General features: G+C 65.3%; 17 protein-coding genes. 11 read left to right on the top strand and 6 right to left on the bottom strand.

Annotation, left to right across the window (positions count from 1 at the left end):
* Positions 1–98: 98 nt before the first annotated feature.
* Genes H4W01_RS14385 through H4W01_RS14365 form a run of 5 tightly spaced genes read left to right on the top strand, consistent with a single transcriptional unit; the run spans position 99 to position 4,896 of the window.
* Complete coding sequence (locus H4W01_RS14385) at positions 99–554, top strand: MarR family transcriptional regulator (RefSeq protein WP_209611920.1); 456 nt, start codon at positions 99–101, stop codon at positions 552–554.
* A complete protein-coding gene (locus H4W01_RS14380; protein WP_209611918.1) occupies positions 547–1,647 on the top strand; it encodes an HlyD family secretion protein in 1,101 nt (366 codons plus the stop codon). The genes H4W01_RS14385 and H4W01_RS14380 overlap by 8 nt, the downstream gene beginning before the upstream one ends.
* Complete coding sequence (locus H4W01_RS14375; RefSeq protein ID WP_154651289.1) at positions 1,625–3,250, top strand: DHA2 family efflux MFS transporter permease subunit; 1,626 nt, start codon at positions 1,625–1,627, stop codon at positions 3,248–3,250. Before H4W01_RS14380 ends, H4W01_RS14375 begins: the two co-directional genes overlap by 23 nt.
* 51 nt (positions 3,251–3,301) lie before the next feature.
* Entirely contained in the window at positions 3,302–4,132 is an 831-nt protein-coding gene (locus tag H4W01_RS14370) for a diacylglycerol/lipid kinase family protein (RefSeq protein ID WP_209611916.1), read from the top strand.
* Positions 4,129–4,896: a metallophosphoesterase family protein gene (locus H4W01_RS14365; RefSeq protein WP_209611914.1), complete on the top strand. Its 768-nt coding sequence runs from the start codon at positions 4,129–4,131 to the stop codon at positions 4,894–4,896. The genes H4W01_RS14370 and H4W01_RS14365 overlap by 4 nt, the downstream gene beginning before the upstream one ends.
* Before the next feature lie 88 nt (positions 4,897–4,984).
* On the opposite strand, the gene rpsI is transcribed toward H4W01_RS14365, so the two are convergent.
* The 4 genes from rpsI to H4W01_RS14345 all read right to left on the bottom strand — a co-directional run bounded on the left by rpsI (position 4,985) and on the right by H4W01_RS14345 (position 8,056).
* Positions 4,985–5,545, bottom strand: coding sequence for a 30S ribosomal protein S9 (rpsI, locus tag H4W01_RS14360; RefSeq protein ID WP_209611912.1), 561 nt, complete (start codon positions 5,543–5,545; stop codon positions 4,985–4,987).
* Positions 5,545–6,024 carry a 50S ribosomal protein L13 gene (rplM, locus tag H4W01_RS14355; RefSeq protein ID WP_010404427.1) on the bottom strand — a complete coding sequence of 160 codons (480 nt, stop codon included), beginning with the start codon at positions 6,022–6,024 and terminating at the stop codon, positions 5,545–5,547. The genes rpsI and rplM overlap by 1 nt, the downstream gene beginning before the upstream one ends.
* Positions 6,025–6,173: 149 nt before the next feature.
* Positions 6,174–7,022, bottom strand: coding sequence for a hypothetical protein (locus tag H4W01_RS14350; RefSeq protein ID WP_209611910.1), 849 nt, complete (start codon positions 7,020–7,022; stop codon positions 6,174–6,176).
* Positions 7,019–8,056 (bottom strand): COX15/CtaA family protein, encoded by a 1,038-nt coding sequence (locus H4W01_RS14345; protein WP_209611908.1) that lies wholly within the window; start codon positions 8,054–8,056, stop codon positions 7,019–7,021. The genes H4W01_RS14350 and H4W01_RS14345 overlap by 4 nt, the downstream gene beginning before the upstream one ends.
* A 132-nt stretch (positions 8,057–8,188) precedes the next feature.
* Here H4W01_RS14345 and H4W01_RS14340 point away from each other — a divergent pair, with 132 nt between their 5' ends.
* On the top strand, positions 8,189–8,581 hold the full coding sequence (locus tag H4W01_RS14340; RefSeq protein WP_010404424.1) for a MerC domain-containing protein: 393 nt from the start codon (positions 8,189–8,191) through the stop codon (positions 8,579–8,581).
* 52 nt (positions 8,582–8,633) lie between these two features.
* Positions 8,634–9,092 (top strand): Fur family transcriptional regulator, encoded by a 459-nt coding sequence (locus tag H4W01_RS14335; RefSeq protein WP_209613385.1) that lies wholly within the window; start codon positions 8,634–8,636, stop codon positions 9,090–9,092.
* Between the two features lie 6 nt (positions 9,093–9,098).
* On the opposite strand, the gene H4W01_RS14330 is transcribed toward H4W01_RS14335, so the two are convergent.
* Positions 9,099–9,638: a GNAT family N-acetyltransferase gene (locus H4W01_RS14330; RefSeq protein WP_209611906.1), complete on the bottom strand. Its 540-nt coding sequence runs from the start codon at positions 9,636–9,638 to the stop codon at positions 9,099–9,101.
* 96 nt (positions 9,639–9,734) lie between these two features.
* On the opposite strand from H4W01_RS14330, the gene dxs reads away from it, so the two are divergent.
* Together dxs and H4W01_RS14320 are read left to right on the top strand one after the other, a co-directional pair.
* Positions 9,735–11,660, top strand: a complete 1,926-nt coding sequence (gene dxs / locus H4W01_RS14325; protein WP_209611903.1) for a 1-deoxy-D-xylulose-5-phosphate synthase — start codon at positions 9,735–9,737, stop codon at positions 11,658–11,660.
* Positions 11,661–11,763: 103 nt separating this feature from the next.
* Positions 11,764–12,462 (top strand): DUF6629 family protein, encoded by a 699-nt coding sequence (locus H4W01_RS14320; RefSeq protein WP_209611901.1) that lies wholly within the window; start codon positions 11,764–11,766, stop codon positions 12,460–12,462.
* Between the two features lie 22 nt (positions 12,463–12,484).
* Here H4W01_RS14320 and H4W01_RS14315 read toward each other — a convergent pair whose 3' ends face one another.
* Positions 12,485–13,159, bottom strand: a complete 675-nt coding sequence (locus H4W01_RS14315) for an FABP family protein (RefSeq protein ID WP_209611899.1) — start codon at positions 13,157–13,159, stop codon at positions 12,485–12,487.
* Positions 13,160–13,316: 157 nt separating this feature from the next.
* Here H4W01_RS14315 and H4W01_RS14310 point away from each other — a divergent pair, with 157 nt between their 5' ends.
* Together H4W01_RS14310 and H4W01_RS14305 are read left to right on the top strand one after the other, a co-directional pair.
* Positions 13,317–14,960: an FAD-dependent oxidoreductase gene (locus tag H4W01_RS14310; protein WP_209611897.1), complete on the top strand. Its 1,644-nt coding sequence runs from the start codon at positions 13,317–13,319 to the stop codon at positions 14,958–14,960.
* A complete protein-coding gene (locus H4W01_RS14305; protein WP_010404412.1) occupies positions 14,957–15,259 on the top strand; it encodes a UBP-type zinc finger domain-containing protein in 303 nt (100 codons plus the stop codon). The genes H4W01_RS14310 and H4W01_RS14305 overlap by 4 nt, the downstream gene beginning before the upstream one ends.
* Positions 15,260–15,270 lie beyond the last annotated feature (11 nt).

The following is a 15,270-nucleotide window of genomic DNA, read 5'->3' as shown; positions in this document are numbered from 1 at the left end:
CTCCGCAACAGGGAATTTTGCAACGGAACCAATCCCGTTGCGCAAACTTATTGCGATGCAGCAAAGAAGACTATGGATAATCTAAGCATACTTATTATATGGGAGTTATGCAGGATTCGATTGGATTTTTGATCAGTGACGTCTCGCGCCTGATGCGGCGGCGCTTTGATGAGCGGGCGCGGCTGATCGGCGTGACGCGTACGCAGTGGCGCGTGCTCAAGTTTCTCCAGCGTGGTGAGGGCATCAATCAGGGCGGTTTGGCCGATTTGCTGGAGGTCGAACCGATTACCTTGTGCCGCATGATCGATCGGCTGGAGGAGGCTGGTCTGGTCGAGCGGCGGCGCGACCCGTCCGATCGGCGCGCGTGGCAAATCTTCCTGACCGAGCGCGCCCGCCCTTTGCTCGAAGAATTGGGGCATATTGCCGAGGTGATGCTGGGCAGCGCGCTCGAGGGCGTTTCTCCGGCCGAACACGATGCCGTGATGGCCACGCTCCAGCGTATCCACAGCAACCTTTCTTCCCCAGATAAAACCAGTGAGGCCGCCAATGGCTGACGCAGACCCCAAGATCGACCGTGGCGCAGCGGCCGACACCGTGGTGATATCGCCCCCGCCCGGCACGATGATTGAAACGCCGATCAAGCGGCGGGCCTGGTTGCGGCCCTTGCTGATGGTCAGCGTGCCGTTGCTGCTGATTGCGATCGCGGGCTATTTCTGGCTGACGGCGGGACGCTTCGTGTCGACCGACAATGCCTATATTCAGCAGGACAAGGTGTCGGTCTCGTCCGACGTCGGGGGGCGCATCGTCCAGATCAACGCGCGCGAGAACCAGCCGGTCAAGGCGGGCGACCTGTTGTTCCAGATCGATCCCGATCCCTATCGCATCGCTTTGGCGCAAGCCAATGCGGCGATCGCCACGGCGCGCGTGCAAGTGAGCACGCTGGCGACCGACAGTGGCGGCGCGGCGGCCGATATATCCAGCGCCAAGGCCGATATCGCGCTCGCCCAGGCGACCTATGACCGGCAAGCCGCGTTGATGAAGCAGGGCTTCACCACGCGCGCCAGCTTCGATGCGGCGGCGCAGCAAGTCGCGGCGGCCAAGGCGCGGCTGGCGACGGCCAATGCCAGCGCGGCCAAGGCGCGCACGCAAGTCGGCAGCGGAACCGATGGTTCGGGCGTGCCGGCGGCGGTGCAGGCGGCGATGGTCCAGCGTGACAAGGCCGCGCTCGATCTGCGGCGCACCTCGGTTTACGCGCCGGTATCGGGCACGATCAGCCAGTCGGATCGGCTCCAGGTCGGCCAGATGATGATCGTCGGTCTGCCCGCCGTCAGCATCGTCTCGAACCATCCGGCGTGGATCGAGGCCAATTTCAAGGAAACCGAGCTCAACAAGATGTGCGTGGGGCAACCCGCCGAGGTCGAGTTCGATGCCTATAACGGCCTGAAACTGAAGGGCCATGTGCAGTCGATCGGCGCGGGGACCGGGTCCGAATTCTCGGTGCTGCCGGCGCAGAATGCGACGGGCAATTGGGTGAAGGTGACGCAGCGCGTGCCGGTCCGCATCGCGATCGACCAGCCGAGCAAGCGGCCGCTGATCGCAGGGCTCAGCGCCAATGTCACCGTGGATGTGCGCAGTGGCCACTGCTAATCCCGATGCGGGCGAGGCCGACCGCCTCGCCCGTGTCCCCTCGACCGAGGAGGCGGTGCCGCTGGAGGAGCGCGCCGCGCTCCACACCAGCAACCGCCCGCTGCTGACGATCGGTGTGATGGCGGCGACGATCATGCAGATCCTCGATTCCACCATCGCCAACGTTGCCTTGCCGCACATGCAGGCCTCGCTCAGCGCCACGTCCGACACGGTCACCTGGGTGTTGACCAGCTATATCGTCGCCTCGGCGGTCGCGATTCCGTTGACCGGGTGGCTGGCCGACCGGATCGGGTCGCGCAATCTGTTCCTGGGTGCGGTGGTTGGCTTCGTCATTGCCTCAATGCTGTGCGGTCTTGCCAGCAGCCTGCCCGAGATGGTCATCTTCCGCGTGCTGCAAGGCGTGGCGGCGGCGTTCATGAACCCGCTCAGCCAGACGGTGATGATGGACATCAACCCGCGCTCCAAACAAGCGGCGGCAATGTCGATCTGGGGCATGGGCATCATGGTCGGGCCGATCCTGGGCCCCGTTATCGGCGGTTGGCTGACCGACAATTATGACTGGCGCTGGTGCTTTTACGTCAACGTGCCGATCGGCATTGCCTGCTTCCTCATCCTGTGGGCGCTGCTGCCATCGCGCGAGATCAAGAAACGCGGGTTCGATATCTTCGGCTTCTCGATGCTGGCGGTGGCGATCAGCGCGTTCCAGCTGATGCTCGATCGCGGGCAGACGCAGGACTGGTTCAGCTCGTGGGAAGTGTGGACCGAGGGGATGGTGGCGCTCGGGGCGGCGTGGATGTTCTTCGTGCAATTGTTCACCGCCAAGGGCCCGATGTTCGACCGGGCGCTGTTCCTCAACCGCAATTTGCTGACCGGCGTGGGCTTCATGCTGGTGATCGGCGTGCTGATGACCGCGACACTCGCCTTGCTGCCGCCGATGCTGCAGTCGCTCTACGGCTATCCGGTGCTGACCGCTGGCATTCTGCTGATGCCACGCGGCATCGGCATCGTCGCCTCAATGTATGTCGCCGGGCAGTTGATGAAGCGCCAGGTCGATCCGCGACTGATGGTTGGCACCGGGCTGTTGATCGCGGGCTGGTCGCTTTATGACATGACCAGCTGGACGCTCGAAATGGGGCAGCAGCCGTTCATCGTCACGGGTTTGGTGCAGGGGATCGGGTTGGGGCTGGTGTTCATCCCGCTCAACATCATCGCCTTCGGCACGCTCGACCCGCGCTATCGCACCGAGGCATCGAGCTTGATGAACCTGGCGCGCAATATCGGCGGTTCGGCGGGGATTTCGGTGGTCACCGCATTGCTCGCGCGCAATATCCAGACGGCGCATTCGGAGATCGGCCAGCACATTCCCGATCCGGGCCTGGTGGCGAAAGATCCGGTGGTGAGCTCGATCACGGGCGGCGCGACCGATACGGTGCTGGCGATGGCGGACGGCATCGTCAACAAACAGGCGGCGATGGTCGCCTATCTCGACGACTTCAAGCTGATGATGATCCTAACGCTGGCGTCGATCCCGTTGGTGTTGCTGCTGCAACGCCCGGCTCCGCCAAAGGCTGGCGATGAGCCCGTGCATGTGGCGGTGGAGTGAGCAGATGCGCGCGGCGCGCCACCTTTGGTCGCGTCGTGCGTTGGCCAGGGCATGAAGACGCTCTGGTTCATCACCAATCCGAAATCGGGCACCGCAACCCCGGCTAAGGCCGACGCGCTGGCGGCTTTGTTCGCCGAGCGCGGTCTTGTCCTCGCCGGTCGCACGGCCTTTCCCGACGATCCGCTGCCGACACCGCAATCGCTGGACGCGGCGGGGGTCGATACAGCGGTGCTGTTCGCCGGCGACGGCACGATCAACGCCGCCGTATCGGCGTTGGCGGACTGGAACGGCGCAATCCTGATCCTGCCCGGCGGCACGATGAACATGCTCGCCAAACTGCTGCACGGTAGCACCGACCCGGCGGGGATCGTCGCTGAGGCGATCGCGCGGGAACGTAGGACGTGCCTGCCCTATGTCGATGTCGCGGGAGAGCGCGCGCTTGTCGGCTTAATCCTTGGCCCTGCCGCCACTTGGGTGCGCGCCCGCGAGATGGTTCGCGCGGGGCGGCTGCGCGGCCTTGGCCGGGCGATGAAACATGCCTGGCAGCGCACCTTCGGTCGTGGCATCCGCCTGGAGGGCGTGCCCGCCTTGAAGCATGGTGCGCAGGCGGTGTTCGTCCGGCCGGAAGCCGACCATCTCGACGTCGCTGCGATCGACGCGCGCGATTTTCGGGCGATCGCACGGCTCGGTTGGGAATGGGTGACCGGCGATTGGGTCGCGTCGGCCGAGGTCACGCAATGCCATGTCCGGGAGTTCCGCACGCGCGGTGATAAGCCCGCGCTGGCGCTGGTTGACGGGGAGCCGATCATGCTCGATCCCGGCAGCGTGGTGCAGGTGGGCATGATGCGCGAGATCTTCCTGACGACCAAGGCCGCTGCATGACGCGGCTGTTCCACGTCAGCGATGTCCATTTCGGGCGCGAAGACGCCGCTGCGGTGGCGTGGTTCGATGCGCTGGTAAAGGCCGAAAAGCCCGATGCGGTGGTGATGACCGGCGACTTGACCATGCGCGCGCGGCGGCGCGAGTTCGCGGCGGGGCTCGCCTGGTTGCAGGGGCTTGGCGTGCCGGTGACGGTTGAAGTCGGCAATCATGATTTGCCCTATTTCAACCCGATCGATCGCTTCTTCCGACCGTATCGCCGGATGACGGCGGTGGAGCGGGTCGTCGAGCAGCCGCTCGATTTGCCGGGCATTGCGATCATCCCGCTGGTGACGACGGCGCGGGCGCAGTGGCGGCTCAACTGGTCAAAGGGCAAAGTCAGTCAGGGCGCGCTGGAGCGAGCGCTGGCGCTGGTGGCGGCGGTGCCCGAGGGGCGACGGATCTTTATCGCGTGTCACCACCCGCTCGCGGAACCCGAAACGCGCATGTCGGCGCGCACCCATAATGGTGCGCAGGCATTGGTTGCGCTCGCGCGAGCGGGTGTCGATGCCGTGCTGACGGGCCATGTCCACGATCCCTTCGACATCGCCCACGAGATTGAGGGCCGGACGGTGCGGATGATTGGGGCGGGCACCTTGTCCGAACGAGTCCGCATCACGCCCCCCTCGTTCAACGAGATCCGCATCGGCGATGGAGGGTTCGACGTCGTGCAGCGCACGATGGACCTGGCCCCGGCAACCCCCTTGCTGCGCGAACGCGCGGAATAGGCCTGCCAGGGCCGAAACGCGTCTTTGCGGAACGAAAAAGGGCGGCCCGTTGCCGGACCGCCCCTTCGCGACTGGGTGTGAAAAGGACTTAGCGCTTCGAGAACTGGAAGCTGCGGCGTGCCTTGGCGCGACCGTACTTCTTGCGCTCGACCGTGCGGCTGTCGCGGGTCAGGAAGCCTGCTGCCTTAACCGGCGCGCGCAGGATCGGCTCGAACTTGGTCAGCGCCTGGCTGATGCCATGCTTGACCGCGCCGGCCTGGCCCGAAAGGCCACCGCCCTTGACGGTGCAAACGACGTCATAGGCACCTTCGCGCTCGGCTACGCCGAACGGCTGGTTGATGACGAGACGCAGCGTCGGACGGGCGAAATACACTTCCTGGTCACGGCCGTTGATGGTGATCTTGCCCGAGCCGGGCTTGATCCACACGCGGGCGACGGCGTCCTTGCGGCGGCCGGTTGCATAAGCGCGGCCCTGCTTGTCGAGGATCTGCTCGCGCAGCGGCATCGTCGGAGCAGCGGGCTCGGCAATGTGGCCGGCCATATACTCTTCGGCCTTGCGGTCGGACGCAGCCGATTCGGCCGGAACGACGGGGGCAGGGGTGTTGGTCAGGCCGGCGAGATCGGCGAGGGACTGGCGGTTGTCGGACATTAGTTGCCCACCTTGTTCTTGCGGTTCATGGCGCCGATGTCGAGGACTTCGGGGTTCTGCGCTTCGTGCGGATGCTCGGTGCCGGCGAAGACGCGCAGGTTGCGCAGCTGCTGACGGCCAAGCGGGCCGCGCGGGATCATCCGCTCGATCGCCTTTTCAATCACGCGCTCGGGGAAACGACCTTCGAGCACCTTGCCCGCGGTAATACCCTTGATGCCGCCGGCATAACCGGTGTGCTTGTAATAGACCTTGTCCTTCAGCTTGTTGCCGGTGAACTTGACCTTGTCCGCGTTGATGATGATGACATTGTCACCGCAATCGACGTGCGGGGTGAAGCTCGGCTTGTGCTTGCCGCGCAGGATATTGGCGACGATCGAGGCCATGCGGCCGACGACCAGACCATCGGCATCGATGATCAGCCACTTTTTTTCCACCTCATGCGGCAGCGCCGGCTTGGTGGTCTTCATCAGCGCCTTCATGGGGCTTGTGACCTTTATGTATGAACGGGTGTAAAACGACAGGTGCCGCCCCGAAGGACGGCACCGATGAGCGGCCTATTGCGGCGAAGGTGGGCAAAAGTCAAGCAACAGGCGGGTTTGCTGACGGGTATCGGAATACCACCTTAAAGTCAGCCGGGCGCTGTGACCGTTATGACGGTGGCGGTGCGCGTGCGGTGAAATGCGCGGCCGTCCGATGCGATCACGTCGTTGGCTTCGCTGCTTGCGACCAGCAGGCCCGATGTGGAGTCGAATGTCCGGGTGGCGTGCGTCGTTACGGAGGGGGCCGCCACCGGTCCCGCCGCAAATTGGCCGGGGTTGTTGGCAAGTGGCGTTGCGTCGACCCGGCCGGCCGCTTCGGTCTCGATGGTGACTTCACCATTTGCGGCCCGGCGCACGGTCTCGGTGCCCGACAGGGCCATGCCGGGAGCCAGCGGTGGGCGACTGGGCAGCGTCACCGCGACTTTGCCCGGTAGGCGGTCGGTCAGGGGCCCAGCGAGCAGCGGGGACAGGATCGATGTCAGCATGGCGACCTTTCGCTCGGGCGGCATGGCGCGCAGCGGGGCCGCGAGCGCGCTCGACATACCGGGGCGGCGCGTGCCTACCGCCATCCGTTCGATCGCGGCCGCGATGTGCGCGATGGTGGCGTCGGCATCCTCGACTCCTTTGATCGCTCCATCGGGGCCGAGTGTGAAGTGCAGCGGGCGGTTGAGCAGGCTCGCGGTCGCGGTTGCAAACATGCGCGCAACACCTGCGGCGTTTTGCTGATCGACCATCACCAGCGTGACGATCGCGCTGAAGCCGCGCTCGGTCTGGTGAAATACGACCGTGCGGGTTGACTGAAACCGCCGCTCAACGCCGTCAACGGTGCGCGTTTCGACCGAGTCGTAGCGGTAGGGGCGATCCTGGATCGGCTGGAACGCCGCCTGGGCCGCACTTGCCAGAAGCGCGACCGGCAGCAATCCCAGCCAGCGTATCACGCGAAACGTCGGCCTACGGCATGGGCGGCGGCGGTCGCCGCGATCAAGGTGAGCGCGGCATTGGCCTGATGCGCGACCGCGACGACAATCTCGACGCCGCTCAGCAACGTGGCAATTCCAAGCGCGATCTGACATGCGACCAAGCCGATCAATACCGTGGCGGTGCGCGGTGCCCCCGCCCGCATCGCCCGAAGCGCGAGCATGACGAGCCCTGCCGCCGCCACGAAGGCGAACCAGCGGTGGATGAACTGCACCACGACCGGATTGTCCACGGCATTGCGCCACAACGGATCGGTCAGCGGGGTCGCGGCGGGGAAGATTTCATCGCCCATCAAGGGCCAGCTCGAAAAGGCATACCCGGCATCGAGCCCGGCGGTGAACGCGCCGAACAGGATCTGCCCGAACAGCAGGCTCAGCGCGATCACCGCGACGGGCCGCAAGCGCGCCGGGCGTGCGCGACCGTCCTGCGCCAAAGCGCGCAGATCGAGCGCGGTCCAGACGGTGCCGGCGAGCAAGGTGAGCGCGGTGACGAGATGAACCGCCAGGCGGACATGGCTGACGTCGGTGCGCTTGACGAGGCCGGACGAAACCATCCACCAGCCAATCGCCCCCTGGAAAGCGACCAGGGCGACCAGCGCAAACAAGCGCGGCACATAGCCGCGCGGCACGCGACCGCGCGCCCAGAACCACAGCAAGGGCAGCAAATAGGCCGCACCGACCACGCGCCCGAGCAAGCGATGCAGATATTCCCAGAAGAAGATCGCCTGGAACCCGGCCATCGACATGCCGCGATGGAGCTGCTGATATTCGGGGATTTTCTTGTAGTTATCGAACTCCGCCTGCCACTGCGCGGCATTGAGCGGCGGGATGATGCCGCTGATCGGTTTCCACTGCGTAATCGACAGGCCGGATTCGGTGAGGCGGGTAATGCCGCCGATCACCACCATCGCGACGACGAGCGCGGCGACGCCGAAGAGCCAGTTGGACAGGGTGCGCGGGCGGACCTGTTGCGGGAGCGAGGACGCTTGAAGCATGCGTCTGCCTTACGCGCCCGTCATCCGCGCGTCGATTGCGGAATAACGCTCCTTCCAAAAAATCCCCGCTAAAAATTTCCCGGGCATGATATGTTGTAACTTGACGGGCGGCGTGCCACATAGCGCAGCAAGATGACGACTCTGACCCTTTCTCCCGCCGTCCGGTGGATCGAACAGCGCTTCGACAATATGGCGATCGGCCTGTCGGGGCTGTGCGTGGTGCATTGCATCGCGAGTTCGGTGTTCATCGCGCTCGCCTCGACGGCGGGCGGGCTGCTGCTCAACCCGTTATTCCATGAGGCGGGCCTGACGATCGCGATCGGCTTTGGCGTGCTGGCGCTGGGGCGCGGCATCTTTACGCATGGCTATATGATCCCGGCAGTGGTCGGTTCGGCTGGGCTTGGCACGATGGCGGGGGCGATTTCGCTGCCGCATGACGGGTCGGGCATGGAGACGGTGTGGACGCTGATCGGCGTCGCCATTCTCGCGCTCGGTCATGATCTGAACCGGCGCGCGGCGAACTGACCAGTTGAGTCGCGCCGTTGCGGCTTGGGTCGACAACGCTTATCTGACCCGCATGGCAACGCATCACCATACCGAACCGCAGGGCGCGGATCTTGCCGTCGCGGCGCAGGCGACGCTCGAACGCTCGGGCGAGCAATGGACCGCGATGCGCGCCAACATCTTTCGCGCGCTGGCCGGGTTCGACAAGCCGGCGTCGGCCTATGACATCGCCGAGGCAGTCTCCAAGGCCGAAGGGCGCCGCGTCGCTGCCAACAGCGTGTACCGCATCCTCGATTTGTTCGTTGGCAAGAATCTCGCGCGGCGGGTGGAAAGCTCCAACGCCTATATCGCCAATGCGCATCCCGGCTGCCTGCACGACTGCATCTTCCTGGTGTGCGATACATGCGGGCAGACGGTGCATCTGGATGATGATCGGATCACCAATGGCGTGCGCTCGGCGGCCGAGGCCGCCGGTTTTTCGCCGGTGCGCCCGGTGATCGAAGTGCGCGGAAAATGCGCGGATTGCTGCTGAGCGCGGTCAGGCCAGATCCTTGCCCATCCTGAGCCCCGGCACCGGCGGATCGGTGTCCGCCATAGCGGGCACGCGTTCGATTTCGCGGTAGCCGCACGCACGGTACAACGGTTCCCCGCCCAGCGTCGCCATCATTTCCAGACGGCGAAATCCCGCAGTCCGGGCGGCGTCTTCACATAACGCCAGCACCATCCGGCCCACCCCGCACCGGACAAAGGCAGGGTCGGTGTACATCGCCCTGATCCGCGCGGCGTCTGCGGTGGGATCAAGCACGCGCGCATCGCGGCGGATCGCACTGGCATCACCACCATAAAGCGTCGCGCGGTAGCTCCAGCCGCCGCACCCGGCGAGCGCCTCCCCATCGGTCACCACGAAATAGGTGCGATCGGCGATCAATTGCGTGTCGAGCCCCATGCTCCGGCGGCTCGCGGCGATTTGGTCCGGGGTCAGGAAGGGGGCCTGCAGCGAGTCGATCGCACGCTCCATCACAGCGCGGATCGCGGGAATATCGGCCTCGGTGGCGAGGCGGGGCGTCAGCTCGGACATGGCGCACTGTGATGCGCGGATGCATCGCTCGTCAAGAATCGGAGCAGCGCGATCCAGGCAATCGACAGGAACCCGCCATGGCGCTAAGTTGGGGGGATGGTTGACGCTCTCCAAACGCCGTTGCTCGATACGGTCCATTATCCTGCCGATCTCCGGGCGCTTGCTCCCACCCAGCTCCGCCAGCTTGCCGACGAACTCCGCCAGGAGACGATTGCGGCGGTCGGGGTGACTGGTGGCCACCTTGGTTCCGGGCTCGGCGTGGTCGAGCTGACGGTTGCGATTCACTATGTTTTCGACACGCCCAATGACCGACTCGTGTGGGACGTTGGCCACCAATGCTACCCGCACAAGATCCTGACCGGTCGCCGCGACCGCATCCGTACGCTGCGCATGGGTGGTGGCCTGTCGGGCTTCACCAAGCGCAGCGAGAGCGAGTACGATCCGTTCGGCGCGGCGCACAGCTCGACCTCGATCTCGGCCTCGCTCGGCTTTGCGGTCGCCAACAAGATTGCGGGCAAGCCCGGCAAGGGCATTGCGGTCATCGGCGACGGCGCGATGTCGGCGGGCATGGCCTATGAGGCGATGAACAATGCCGCCCAGGCGGGCAACCGGCTGGTCGTCATCCTCAACGACAATGACATGTCGATTGCGCCGCCGGTCGGCGGGCTGTCGGCCTATCTCAGCCGCATCGTGTCGAGCCGCGAGTTTCTCGGCTTCCGCGACCTGGCGCGCAAGCTCGCCAAGCGGCTACCCAAGCCGATCGCCACCGGCATGCGCAAGACCGAGGAATTCGCGCGCGGCATGGCGATGGGCGGCACGCTGTTCGAGGAACTGGGCTTTTATTATGTCGGCCCGATCGACGGCCACAACCTCGACCAGCTCATCCCCGTGCTCGAAAATGTGCGCGATGCCGAGGAAGGGCCGATCCTCGTCCATGTCGTGACCAAGAAGGGCAAGGGCTATGCGCCGGCCGAGGCCGCAGCCGACAAATATCACGGCGTCCAGAAGTTCGACGTCATCACCGGTGCGCAGGCCAAGGCCCCGCCGGGACCGCCGCAATATCAGAATGTGTTCGGCGCCCAGCTGAGCAAGGAAGCCGAGACCGATCCGCTGATCTGCGCGATCACCGCAGCCATGCCCTCGGGCACCGGGCTTGACGGCTTCTCCAAGGCGCACCCGGAACGCTTCTTCGACGTCGGCATTGCCGAGCAGCACGCCGTCACCTTCGCCGCCGGCCTTGCTGCGCAGGGGATGCGGCCGTTCTGCGCGATCTATTCGACCTTCCTGCAGCGCGCCTATGACCAGGTCGTGCATGACGTGTGCATCCAGAATTTGCCGGTGCGCTTCGCGATCGATCGTGCCGGGCTGGTCGGGGCCGATGGCGCGACGCATGCCGGGTCGTTCGACGTGACCTATATGGCCTCGCTGCCCAATATGGTGGTGATGGCCCCGGCCGACGAAGCCGAACTGGTGCATATGACGCACACCGCCGTGCTGCACGACAGCGGCCCGATCGCGGTGCGTTATCCGCGTGGCAACGGCACCGGCGTGGCACTGCCCGAGGTCGCCCAGCAGCTCGAGATCGGCAAGGGCCGCATCGTGCGGCAGGGCCACAAGGTCGCGATCCTGTCGCTCGGCACGCGGCTGGGCGAGGCGCTGCGCGCCGCCGAGGCGCTGGAGGCCAAGGGCCTGTCGACCACCGTCGCCGATCTGCGCTTCGCCAAGCCGCTCGACGAGGAGCTGATCCGCAAGCTGCTGACCACGCACGAAGTGGCGGTGACGATCGAGGAAGCCTCGGTCGGCGGGCTCGGCGCGCATGTGCTGACCTTTGCCAGCGACGCGGGCCTGATCGACGCGGGCCTCAAGCTGCGCACGATGCGCTTGCCCGACCTGTTCCAGGACCAGGACAAGCCCGAGGTGCAATATGCCCAGGCTGGGCTCGACGCCGATGCCATCGTCGAGACGGTGTTGAAGGCGCTGCGGCACAATTCGAGCGTGGTGGTCGAGGGCGCGCGGGCGTAAGGTTCAGGGGGGAGCGCTCTGGTGCTCCCCCGCAACTTGGCGCTGGTCATAGGTGGTCATCCCCGGCACACCGGGGATATCGCTGTTTTTGAAAGACCCGCGCATGTGCTTTTCCGCGACCGCCAGCTTCACCGCCTCGGCCGTGCTGGCGACGGTCGGGGTAGCGACGCTGCGCCATGTGCGTGAACCCCGCGCGCTGCTGTTCGCCTGCGTGCCGCTGCTCTTCGCCGCGCATCAGTTTTCCGAGGGCATGGTGTGGCTCGCGCTGGAGGGGCGGCTGGGGCCTTATGCGTTGGATCACACGGTGTTCCTGTTCACGCTCTATGCGATCGGCATCCTGCCGCTGTTGATGCCGCTTGCGGTGCTGCTGCTGGAGCCGCCGGGGTGGCGGCGCATCGCCATTCTCGGCATGGTGGCAATCGGTGCGCTGGTGTTTGCGTGGGACATGACCGGGCTCGTGGTTGCGCCGACGTGCGCCGTGATCGAGCAGCATTCGATCCGCTATACCAACCCGATCACCAGCCAATTGTGGGTGTCGTTGCTCTACATTCTGGCGACGTGCGGGGCGTTGCTGCTGTCGTCGCACCGCGTGGTGCGCAGCTATGGCGCGCTTAACGTGATCGGGCTGACGATCGTGCATCTGGTGAAGGGCTATGCTTTCGCCTCGGTCTGGTGCTTCTACGCCGCCGTGCTGAGCGTGGTGCTGTACCGCCAGTTCAACCGGCAGGACATCGACATCAAGACCCCCAATGGCACCACGCCGGGGCTGCGACCGTTCGTGCTGTCGTGGCTGCGCGGGTGAGGGGAGCGGTTGCCGCCGCGCGCTAGGCCGCTGGGCTCGCCGTTTCAGCGGCCGCGCGCGCGGCGAGGATCCGCGCCAGCGGATTGGGTTCGGCGTCGCGGATCTTGAGCAGCGTGTTCTGGTCGCGATGGGCGAACGGTTCCGCCCGACCGTGGACGGTCAACACCGTATCCGTCGTATAACTCCAGGATCCGTCAGGATTGAACACGACCTCGATCTGATAGCTGTCGGTGCGAAACGCATATTCCAGGAACGCGGTCGAGCAGATGCCATATTCGGTCTGCCCGCGCTCGGCCTTCAGCACGATGCGGTCAGCGTCCGGGGCAGCCTGGCCGGAGGCAATCGCAACCTGGCCACGCGGAATGGCGACGGTCTGCAGCACCAGCCCGGTCGTGGGCTCCCATAGCCAGTAACCGACCTGATCGTGGAAGGTGATGTCTTCCTCTTCGGTGGTGATGTGGATGTGATAGCGCAGGCCATAGAAAAGCTGCGGACCATTGGCCTGCGGGTCGATTGGATCGAGCACGATCCGCTCGATATAGACGCGCCGTTCGGGGCCCTCCGCTTTGGGGTTGAGATCCACACCCTTGCGGGCTTCCCAAGTCCCCGCCAGTCGCCGCAGCGGTCCGAGATTGGCGAGCGTGTCGGGATCGACGTCGGTCGGCTCGGTAAACACGTCGTCGGGGAAAATCGGCACGGAACAGCCTTTCTATATCAGCCCTGTACTATCGGTCGTACGCACCTCCGTCCACATTGGTTGCCGAGCTTATATCTTGGTATAGTTGGCGACGAATATCGTCTCCTCCGCTGGTTTCACGCGTTATTGTCGTCTCGACGGTTGGAGAGCGGAAGCGATGAGTACCCCCGATACACGCGGCCACCAGATGTTTCCGGTGCTGAACGCGGCCCAGATCGCGACGGCGAAGCGCTTTGCCAGTGGCGCGGAACGGCACTTCGCGCCCGGCGAAACCGTCTACGCCATCGGGCAGCAGGATGCTCCGGCCTGGCTCGTGCTGGAAGGGTCGATCGAGATCGTGCGGCGCGACGGCCTGAGCCATGAGGCACCCGTCACGACGCATCTGGCCGGCCAGTTTACCGGCGAGGTCAATCAACTGGCCGGGCGCGGGTCGATCGCGGCGGGTCATGCCGGGCCGGAGGGCTGTACTGCATTGCCGTTCGATCCGCCGCACCTGCGCGCGTTGATGGTCGGGTCGGCCGACGTCGGCGAGATCGTGATGCGTGCGCTGATCCTCCGGCGCGTCGCGCTGATCGAGGAAGGCGGGGCCGGAACCATCCTGATTGGCGTGCCGAACAGCGCGGAGGTCGTGCGGCTGCAGGGTTTCCTGACGCGCAGCGGTTATCCCAACCAGGTGCTGGATGCAGCGGCGGACGCCGAGGGCAAGGCGCTGGTCGAGCGGATCGGCGTGTCGCCTGAGGAATTGCCGTTGGTCGTCTGTCCAAGCGGCGAAGTGCTGCGTCGACCGAGCCAGTTGCAATTGGCGACGTGCCTGGGGATGACGCCGACGCTCGACCCTGCGCGGATGTATGATGTGGTGATCGTGGGGGCAGGGCCCGCCGGGCTGGCGGCATCGGTCTATGCCGCGTCCGAAGGCCTGTCGGTGATCGTGCTCGATGAACGTGCGATGGGCGGACAAGCGGGAGCGTCGTCGCGGATCGAGAATTATCTGGGTTTCCCGACCGGTATTTCCGGGCAGGCGCTGGCCGGGCGGGCCTATAATCAGGCGCTCAAGTTCGGCGCGGAGATTGCGGTGCCGCTGGAGGTGACAACGCTCGATTGCACCGCCGACCGGATGGCGCTGGAACTGGCGGGGGGGCAGCGGCTGTTGGCCCGCACGATCGTGGTGGCATCGGGCGCGCGCTATCGTCGGCCCGACATCGCCAATCTCGCCGAGTTTGAAGGGCGCGGCATCTCTTACTGGGCATCCCCGATCGAGGCGCGGCTGTGTGCCGGGGAAGAGGTGGCGCTGGTCGGGGGCGGCAATTCGGCGGGACAGGCGATCGTCTTCCTCGCGCCGCAGGTGCAGCGCCTGCATCTGTTCGTCCGCCGCGCCTTGAGCGAAACTATGTCGCAATATCTGATCGACCGGATCGCGGCGTTGCCCAATGTCGATATCCACGTCGGCAGCGAAGTGGTCGCGCTGGACGGCGATCCGGTCACAGGCTTGGCCTCGGCCGAGTTCCGCAACCGCGCGGACGGTGCAACCTGCCGGCTCGCGCTGCGGCACCTGTTTCTGTTCATCGGTGCCGATCCCAATACCGGCTGGCTGCAGGGCTGCGTCGATTTGGACGACAAAGGCTTCGTCATCACGGGGCAAGGCGCTCGCTCGCTGGAAACGAGCTTGCCGGGCGTGTTCGCGATTGGCGACGTGCGCGGTGGATCGACCAAGCGCGTCGCGGCTGCCGTTGGCGAGGGCGCTGCCGTCGTCGCCCAAATCCATGCCCTGCTCGCCGAACGATCGGCCAAGGAGACTGTATGACCACCTGTCGCCATAGCATTACGATCAACGAGGTTACGCCGAGCGCGCGCGGGTGCGAGGAGTGTCTCAAAATCGGCAGCGTCTGGCTGCATTTGCGTCTGTGTAGGGCGTGCGGGCATGTCGGTTGTTGCGACCAGTCGCCGCATCGCCACGCGACCGCGCATTTCCACGCGACCCAGCATCCGATCATCGAAGGCTATGACCCGCCCGAGGGTTGGGGCTGGTGCTATGTCGACGAAGAGGAAATCGACTTGCCCGATCAGACGCCGCAATGGGGCCCGATCCCGCGTTATTATTGAGCCGAACACAG

It is taken from the genome of Sphingomonas sp. PL20 (assembly GCF_017875905.1).
GTDB lineage: Bacteria > Pseudomonadota > Alphaproteobacteria > Sphingomonadales > Sphingomonadaceae > Sphingomonas > Sphingomonas echinoides.
Note: the sequence above shows the minus strand (reverse complement) of the source record. Positions and strands in the feature narration are given on the sequence as shown.

What these genes read in the sequence shown, in the direction of transcription:
- H4W01_RS14335 (WP_209613385.1), top strand. Translation starts at nt 8,634, where the DNA reads ATGGCAACGCATCACCATACCGAACCGCAGGGCGCGGATCTTGCCGTC.
- rplM (WP_010404427.1), bottom strand. Translation starts at nt 6,024, where the DNA reads ATGAAGGCGCTGATGAAGACCACCAAGCCGGCGCTGCCGCATGAGGTG.
- H4W01_RS14385 (WP_209611920.1), top strand. Translation starts at nt 99, where the DNA reads ATGGGAGTTATGCAGGATTCGATTGGATTTTTGATCAGTGACGTCTCG.
- H4W01_RS14375 (WP_154651289.1), top strand. Translation starts at nt 1,625, where the DNA reads ATGTGCGCAGTGGCCACTGCTAATCCCGATGCGGGCGAGGCCGACCGC.
- H4W01_RS14370 (WP_209611916.1), top strand. Translation starts at nt 3,302, where the DNA reads ATGAAGACGCTCTGGTTCATCACCAATCCGAAATCGGGCACCGCAACC.
- H4W01_RS14340 (WP_010404424.1), top strand. Translation starts at nt 8,189, where the DNA reads ATGACGACTCTGACCCTTTCTCCCGCCGTCCGGTGGATCGAACAGCGC.
- rpsI (WP_209611912.1), bottom strand. Translation starts at nt 5,545, where the DNA reads ATGTCCGACAACCGCCAGTCCCTCGCCGATCTCGCCGGCCTGACCAAC.
- H4W01_RS14330 (WP_209611906.1), bottom strand. Translation starts at nt 9,638, where the DNA reads ATGTCCGAGCTGACGCCCCGCCTCGCCACCGAGGCCGATATTCCCGCG.
- H4W01_RS14365 (WP_209611914.1), top strand. Translation starts at nt 4,129, where the DNA reads ATGACGCGGCTGTTCCACGTCAGCGATGTCCATTTCGGGCGCGAAGAC.
- H4W01_RS14345 (WP_209611908.1), bottom strand. Translation starts at nt 8,056, where the DNA reads ATGCTTCAAGCGTCCTCGCTCCCGCAACAGGTCCGCCCGCGCACCCTG.
- dxs (WP_209611903.1), top strand. Translation starts at nt 9,735, where the DNA reads ATGGTTGACGCTCTCCAAACGCCGTTGCTCGATACGGTCCATTATCCT.
- H4W01_RS14380 (WP_209611918.1), top strand. Translation starts at nt 547, where the DNA reads ATGGCTGACGCAGACCCCAAGATCGACCGTGGCGCAGCGGCCGACACC.
- H4W01_RS14320 (WP_209611901.1), top strand. Translation starts at nt 11,764, where the DNA reads ATGTGCTTTTCCGCGACCGCCAGCTTCACCGCCTCGGCCGTGCTGGCG.
- H4W01_RS14305 (WP_010404412.1), top strand. Translation starts at nt 14,957, where the DNA reads ATGACCACCTGTCGCCATAGCATTACGATCAACGAGGTTACGCCGAGC.
- H4W01_RS14310 (WP_209611897.1), top strand. Translation starts at nt 13,317, where the DNA reads ATGAGTACCCCCGATACACGCGGCCACCAGATGTTTCCGGTGCTGAAC.